The 7,071-nt window shown below is 73.0% G+C and carries 6 protein-coding genes; 3 read left to right on the top strand and 3 right to left on the bottom strand.

The window, feature by feature from the left end:
• Positions 1–348 precede the first annotated feature (348 nt).
• Positions 349–1,740 (top strand): AI-2E family transporter, encoded by a 1,392-nt coding sequence (locus tag ACFV6I_RS36080; RefSeq protein WP_363372455.1) that lies wholly within the window; start codon positions 349–351, stop codon positions 1,738–1,740.
• 75 nt (positions 1,741–1,815) lie between these two features.
• Here the strand turns inward: ACFV6I_RS36080 and ACFV6I_RS36075 are convergent, their stop codons facing one another.
• Together ACFV6I_RS36075 and ACFV6I_RS36070 are read right to left on the bottom strand one after the other, a co-directional pair.
• Positions 1,816–2,358: an alkyl hydroperoxide reductase gene (locus ACFV6I_RS36075; protein ID WP_380430176.1), complete on the bottom strand. Its 543-nt coding sequence runs from the start codon at positions 2,356–2,358 to the stop codon at positions 1,816–1,818.
• Between the two features lie 3 nt (positions 2,359–2,361).
• Positions 2,362–2,913, bottom strand: a complete 552-nt coding sequence (locus ACFV6I_RS36070; RefSeq protein WP_063347991.1) for a peroxiredoxin — start codon at positions 2,911–2,913, stop codon at positions 2,362–2,364.
• Between the two features lie 192 nt (positions 2,914–3,105).
• Here ACFV6I_RS36070 and ACFV6I_RS36065 point away from each other — a divergent pair, with 192 nt between their 5' ends.
• Positions 3,106–4,056: a LysR substrate-binding domain-containing protein gene (locus ACFV6I_RS36065; RefSeq protein WP_380430173.1), complete on the top strand. Its 951-nt coding sequence runs from the start codon at positions 3,106–3,108 to the stop codon at positions 4,054–4,056.
• 20 nt (positions 4,057–4,076) lie between these two features.
• On the opposite strand, the gene ACFV6I_RS36060 is transcribed toward ACFV6I_RS36065, so the two are convergent.
• Entirely contained in the window at positions 4,077–4,700 is a 624-nt protein-coding gene (locus ACFV6I_RS36060) for a TetR/AcrR family transcriptional regulator (RefSeq protein WP_063347989.1), read from the bottom strand.
• Positions 4,701–4,855: 155 nt separating this feature from the next.
• Here ACFV6I_RS36060 and ACFV6I_RS36055 point away from each other — a divergent pair, with 155 nt between their 5' ends.
• The gene (locus tag ACFV6I_RS36055; protein WP_380430170.1) at positions 4,856–7,042 is read left to right on the top strand and encodes an MMPL family transporter; all 2,187 of its coding nucleotides are present in this window, start codon (positions 4,856–4,858) and stop codon (positions 7,040–7,042) included.
• Positions 7,043–7,071: the final 29 nt, after the last annotated feature.

Here is a 7,071-nt window from a genome sequence, read left to right as displayed (position 1 = left end):
GCGCTGACCAGTGCGCCTGCGGGCGGTGCGGGCCCGGTGCGGACGCGGGGCGCGGGAAGGGGTCCTGGTCGCTTCCCGCACCGGCCGGTCCGCCGGCAGTTGGTCCGTGGCCCGAGGCCTCGCTCTCCCCTGGGGGCCTCGTCCCGACTCCTCCCCAGCGATCTCGGTCCGAAACCATCTGAAACCTGGCGTTTTGCCCCGGTTTGATGACGAGGTTGTTCGAGCCGAACCCGGCGGGGGCCGGACTGGCCGGGCCGCCGCCGGGTAGCGTCATCCCTGACGGCCGTGGCGGGACCCACGGCGTACCGCCGGGCACGGCGGCTCAGCAGGGGAGCGGTGGTAGCGAGGATGGCGCGGGGCGGAAAGGCCTTCAAGGCCGTGGCCAAGGGCATGGCCGTGGTGGCGAGCGCGGCCGCCGTGATCGAACGGCGCCGGCGCGCCGCGATGGCGGCCGATCCGCACGAGCTCGCCGTCCCCGCACTGGCCGAGGCGCCCGATCCGGTGCCGGCCCCGCGGGTCGAACCCGCCGCGGTGCCGGCCGCCGCCCCGGCGGCCCCCTCGCCGGTGGCACCGCCCGGCCTGGCGCGGGAGTACCACCCCGGCCGGCCCGCCACCCCGGCCGAGGCCGTGCCCTGGGGGCTGCGGGTGGCCGCCGAGTCGACCTGGCGGCTGCTGCTGCTCGGCGGCGCGCTCTACGTCGTCTTCTACATCGTCGACATGCTGCGGCTGGTCGCCTTCGCGGTGCTGGCCTCGCTGCTGATCTCCGCGCTGCTGGAGCCGACGGTCTCCTGGCTGCGCCGGCACGGGGTGCCGCGCTCGCTGGCGGCGGGCGGGGTGTTCCTGAGCGGTCTGGCCGGAATCGGGCTGGTCGGCTGGTTCGTGGTCTGGCAGGTGTCCACCAACCTGTCGACGGTCACCAGCAAGGTGAAGGACGGCGTCGACCAGCTGCGGGACTGGCTGAGCACCGGGCCGCTGCACCTGACCCAGCAGCAGATCAACGACTACGCCGACCAGATCGGCAAGGCGATCACCACCAACACCGACCAGATCACCTCGGCCAGCCTGACCGGCGCGCAGATCGCCGTCGAGGTGCTGACCGCCGTGGCGCTGGCCTTCTTCACCACCTTCTTCTTCCTCTACGACGGCGCGCGGATCTGGAACTGGGCGCTGCGCGGACTGCCCCGGCACTCCCGCTTCGCCATGGCCGGCGCCGGCCCGAAGGCCTGGGCGACGCTCACCGCGTACGTGCGCGGCACCGTCTGCGTGGCCTTCATCGACGCGGTCTGCATCGGCATCGGCATCGACCTGCTGGGCGTGCCGATGGCGATGCCGCTGGCCGTGATCATCTTCCTGGGCGCCTTCGTCCCGCTGGTCGGCGCACTCGTCACCGGCACGGTCGCGATGCTGATCGCCCTGGTCACCGAGGGGCCGTGGACGGCGCTGATGGTGCTGATCGTGCTGGTCGCGGTGATGCAGATAGAGAGCCACATCCTGCAGCCGCTGATCCTCGGCCGGGCCGTCCGGGTGCACCCGCTGGGCGTCGTCCTCGGCGTCGCGGCCGGCGGCATCATCGGCGGCATCGGCGGTGCGGTGGTGGCCGTCCCGCTGATCGCCGTCACCAACACCGTGATCACCCACCTGCGCCGCCGCAACGAGGCCGGCCAGGCCGTCTTCACCGCCATGGAGGCCGCCCGCGAGGCCGCGGGCCGCACCTCCGCAGCCCCGGCCGCGGACGGCTGAGGCCGAAGCACAACGCCGACGGGCCCTCCCGGACGTGGTGTCCGGGAGGGCCCGTCGGCGTTGGTGCGGGGTCCGTCAGGCGCCGGCGGCGGCGAGGGCGGCCTCGGAGTCGAGGACGCCCGCCACGGCCTGGAGGACGGCGGCGATCTTCATCGAGGCCTGGACGACCTCGCGCTCGACACCGGCCTTGCGCAGCACGGCCTCGTGCGAGTCGAGGCACTGGCCGCAGCCGTTGATGGCCGAGACGGCGAAGCACCAGAGCTCGAAGTCGGCCTTCTCGACGCCCGGGGTGCCGATGATGTTCATCCGCAGACCGGCCCGCATCGTGCTGTACTCCTTGTCGGAGAGCAGGTGCAGCGTCCGGTAGTAGACGTTGTTCATCCCCATGATCGCGGCCGCGCCCTTGGCGGCGGTGTACGCCTCCGGGGAGAGGTTGGCCTTGGCCTCGGGCTCCAGCTCACGCAGCACGGCGGCGCTGCGGGTGGCCATCGCGCAGGACAGCACGGTGCCCCAGAGCTGCTGGGCGGGGAGGTCGGAGTTGCCGATGACCGAGCCCAGGTTGAGCTTGAGGTCCTTGGCGTAGTCCGGGAGGGCGGCCTTCAGGTCGTCGAGGGCCATGGGTCAGCCCGCCAGCAGGGCCTGGGCGTCGAGGGTGTCCTCGCCCTTGGTCCAGTTGCACGGGCACAGCTCGTCGGTCTGCAGGGCGTCCAGCACCCGCAGGACCTCCTTGGGGTTACGGCCGACGGAGCCGGCGGTCACCATGACGAACTGGATCTCGTTGTTCGGGTCGACGATGAACACCGCGCGCTGGGCGGTGCCGTCGGCGCCCTCGACGCCGCAGGCGCGCATCAGGTCGTGCTTGACGTCGGCCAGCATCGGGAAGGGCAGGTCGCGCAGGTCCTTGTGGTCCTTGCGCCAGGCGTGGTGCACGAACTCGGAGTCGCCGGAGACGCCGAGGATCTGGGCGTCGCGGTCCGCGAACTCGTCGTTCAGCTTGCCGAACGCGGCGATCTCGGTCGGGCAGACGAAGGTGAAGTCCATCGGCCAGAAGAAGACGATCTTCCACTTGCCCTCGTAGGACTTGTGGTTGATCTCGGCGAAGGCGTTCGCGGCGTCCAGGTCGACGCAGGCGTTGAGTTCGAACTCGGGGAACTTGTCACCGATCGTGAGCACGTTCGCTTCTCCTGAAGTGAGACTGAGGGGAGTTTTGTCCGGATTCCGGACACGTCCTACGGTTCCACATCGTGGACTGATCAGGGAAATAGCTACACTTGATGTGTCTGATCGGAGATGGCTATCAGTACCGAACCGCCCACGTCGCGGCCCCGCCCCCGCAGGGGTGCCGCCGCCAAACCCGAGGCCGCTGTGGCGAGCGCCACAGTCCGCAGCCCCCGGGCGCCGACCGTCGCCCAGCTCAAGGCCTTCCTCGCGGTCGCCGAGCACCGGCACTTCCGGGAGGCCGCCGCCGCCACCGGGACCAGCCAGCCGGCCCTGTCCGGGGCGGTCGCGGCACTGGAGGAGTCGCTGGGCGCGCAGCTGGTCGAGCGTACGACGCGCAGGGTGATTATCACCCCCCTGGGTGAGCGCGTGCGCGAGCACGCACGCCGAGTGCTCGCCTCGCTGCAAGCCCTCACCGAGGAGGTCGAGGCCGCCCGCCGCCCGTTCACCGGGCCGCTGCACCTCGGCGTCATCCCGACCGTCGCGCCCTACCTGCTGCCCACCGTGCTGCGGCTGGTCCGCGACCGCTTCCCGGAGCTGGAACTGCACGTCCACGAGGAGCGCACCCCCGCGCTGCTGGAGGGGCTGGCCGCCGGGCGGCTGGACGTCCTGCTGCTCGCGCTCCCGGCCGGCGGCACCTCGCCGACCCGCGACATCCCGCTGTTCGACGAGGACTTCGTCCTGGTCACCCCGCCCGACCACCCGCTCGCCGCGCGGATCGACGTCCCGCGCGACGTGCTGCTCGACCTGGACGTGCTGCTGCTGGAGGAGGGCCACTGCCTGCGCGACCAGGCCCTCGACATCTGCCGTGAGGTCGGCGCCGATCCCGGGGGCTCCACCACCCGCGCGGCCGGCCTGTCCACCCTGGTCCAGCTGGTCGCCGGCGGCCTCGGGGTGACGCTGCTGCCCGCCACCGCGCTGGACGTCGAGGCCGGCCGCACCGACCGGCTGGCCGCCGTCCGCTTCGCCGCCCCGACCCCCGGCCGCCGGATCGGGCTGGCCACCCGCCCGGGCTCGGCCCGCAGCGCCGAGTACGAGCGCTTCGCGGCCGCGCTGCGCGAGGTGCTGGCCGAACTCCCGGTCCGGATCGCCTCCTAGCGGCCTGCGGCCTTACGCGGTTACGGCTTCGCCGGGGCGCCGAGGCAGAGTCCGACCGTGGTGGCCACCAGCAGGTCCAGGGCCCGCAGGGTGCCGTGGTCGGGCTGCTCGCCGGGCGCGCGCAGGGCCAGGTAGCGGTCGGTGAGGCCGTCGAAGCCGGTGAGGAAGTGGACGGCGATCTCCTCGGCGGGCGTGGCCAGTTCGAGGCCGTGCGCCTCGGCGAGGGTGGTGAGCATCTCCGCCGCGGTGCGCTCGATCCCGTGCTGGAGCGCCCGCATGATCTCCTGGAGGTCCGGGTCGCGCATCGCCAGCGCCGCGAACTCGCTCAGCAGCAGGCAGCGCCCGTCCGTGCCGGTCGAGCTCTCCCAGAGCGCGTGGACCAGTGTGGCGACCTGTTCGCCGAAGGAGCCGTCGCCCGGGTAGGCGGCGCGGACGTGGCCGATGAACTCGGCGGTCAGCTGCTCGACGACGGCCCGGTAGAGGTCCTTCTTGGTGCCGAAGGTGTAGTGCACCGTCGCCTGCGCCACGCCCAGCTCGGCCGCGATCGCCCGGGTGCTGCCGGCGGCGACCCCCTCCCGGGTCATCAGGTCGAGGGCGGCCTGGACCAGTTGCGGTCGGCGTTCGGAGGCGGGGACATGAGCCATCCAGCCAGGGTATCGCCATGGTCGGACAACTGCGTCGAGCGATTCCGTCGATCGATCCTGTCGACTAACTTTGTCGCCTGACAAGGTTGCGCGTACGGTGGACCGCGACCTGTTCAGGCACCTGCCTGCCCGACGATCTGACCGAGGGGTCACCCATGGCCACGTACCTCTACCGACTGGGCCGCTACTGCTTCCGGAGACGGCGGGCGGTGCTGGCGGTCTGGATCGCCGTGCTGATCGCGATCGGCGGGGCCGCGGGTGCCTTCGCCGGCAAGACCAGCGACGAGTTCAAGGTGCCGGGCACCGAGGCGCAGACCACCCTGGACCGGATCAAGGACACCTTCCCGGAGCAGGGCCACGGCTCCGCCCAGGTCGTCTTCGCGGCCCCCGCGCCCGGCGGCGCCACCACGCCCGAGGCGGGCAGGGCGGTCAGCGAGACGGTCGCCCGGATCGCCGCCGTCCCCGGCGTGGCCGCGGTGCCCGACCCGTACGCCACCCACGCCGTCTCACCGGACGGCCGGGTCGCTATCGCCCTGGTCTCCTTCGACCACAAGCTCGCCGACGTCACCGACCAGCAGCGCGAGGCCGTCAAGGCCGCCGCCGAACCGGCCCGCGCGGCCGGGTTGGACGTCGCCTTCGGCGGCGACGCGTACAACCGGATGGCGCAGGTCGACGGCGGCGAGGCGATCGGTCTGGCCATCGCCGGGGTGGTCCTGGTGATCACCCTCGGCTCGTTGGTCGCCGCCGGGCTGCCGCTGCTGACCGCCCTGGTCGGGGTCGGCGTGGCGATGGCCGCGATCATGGCGCTGTCCGGCTCGTTCGAGATCATCACCACCGCGCCGGTGCTGGCCCTGATGGTCGGTCTCGCCGTCGGCATCGACTACGCGCTGTTCATCCTCTCCCGGCACCGCCGCCACCTGGACGAGGGCCTGGAGCCGGACGAGGCCGCCGCCCGCGCCACCGCCACCGCCGGCAGCGCCGTCGTCTTCGCCGGCCTCACCGTCGTCGTGGCGCTCGCCGGGCTCGCCGTCGCCGGCGTCCCCTTCCTGACCGTGATGGGCCTGGCCGCCTCCGGCGCCGTCGTGGTGGCCGTCCTGGTCGCGATCACGCTGCTGCCCGCGCTGCTCGGCTTCGCCGGCCGCGCCATCGACCGGCTGCCGGTCTGGAAGCGGGCGCTGCGCACCGGCGGCCGCACCACCCTGGGCGAGCGCTGGGGCCGCTTCGTGGTCCGCCGCCCGCTGGCCGTGCTGCTCGTCGGACTGGCCGGACTGGGTCTGCTCGCGGTGCCCGCCGCCAGCCTCCAGCTCGGCCTGCCGGGCGGCGGTTCGCAGGCCGCCGGCACCGATGCGCGCAAGGCCTACGACCTGGTCGGCGAGAGCTTCGGGCCGGGCTTCAACGCGCCGCTGGTGGTCGTCGTGGACGCCGGGGGCGCGCCGCAGCCGGAGCAGGCGGTGCAGGGGGTGGCGGCCAGGCTGCAGACCCTGCCGGGCGTGCGGACACTGCTGCCCCCGGCCGTCGACCAGGCCGGTCGCACCGCCCTGCTCACCGTCATCCCGCAGACCGGACCGGACGACGCCGGCACCAGGACACTGGTCAACGAGATCCGCGACCAGCGCGCGCCGCTCAAGACCTCGACCGGCGCGGACATCGCCGTCACCGGCACCACCGCCGCCAACATCGACGTCTCCACCAAGCTCGGCCAGGCACTGCCGCCGTTCCTCGCGGTGATCGTCGGCATCGCGGTGGTGCTGCTGGCGCTGGCGTTCCGCTCGGTGCTCGTCCCGCTCAAGGCGGTGGCCGGCTTCCTGCTCAGCATCACCGCCTCGCTCGGCGCGGTGGTCGCGGTCTACCAGTGGGGCTGGCTGGACGGCCTGATCGACGTGCCGAAGGTCGGACCGGTGGTGAGCTTCGTGCCGATCCTGCTGATCGGCGTGCTGTTCGGGCTGGCGATGGACTACGAGCTGTTCCTGGTCTCCGGGATGAAGGAGCAGTACGTCCACGGGAAGGCGCCGCGGGACGCCGTGGTGGCCGGGGTGCGCGGCGGCGCCCGGGTGGTCACGGCGGCGGCGCTGATCATGGTGTCGGTGTTCGGCTCGTTCGTCTTCGGCCACGACCCGATCGTGCAGCCGATCGGCTTCGCCCTCGCGGTGGGCGTGCTGGTGGACGCCTTCGTGGTGCGGATGGCGCTGGTGCCGGCCGCGATGGCGCTGTTCGGCAAGGCCGCCTGGTGGTTCCCGAAGCGGCTGGAGAAGGTCGTGCCGCGGGTCGACATGGAGGGCGAGCAGCTGATCGCGCGGCTGGAGCCGGCGGAGCAGCCGGCGAAGGAGCCCGCCGGGGTCTGAACCGCTCCCGGGCGCCCGCAGCCACCCCC

Origin of the sequence: Kitasatospora sp. NPDC059803, assembly GCF_042732255.1 — a bacterium.
Classification (GTDB): domain Bacteria; phylum Actinomycetota; class Actinomycetes; order Streptomycetales; family Streptomycetaceae; genus Kitasatospora.
Note: the sequence above shows the minus strand (reverse complement) of the source record. Positions and strands in the feature narration are given on the sequence as shown.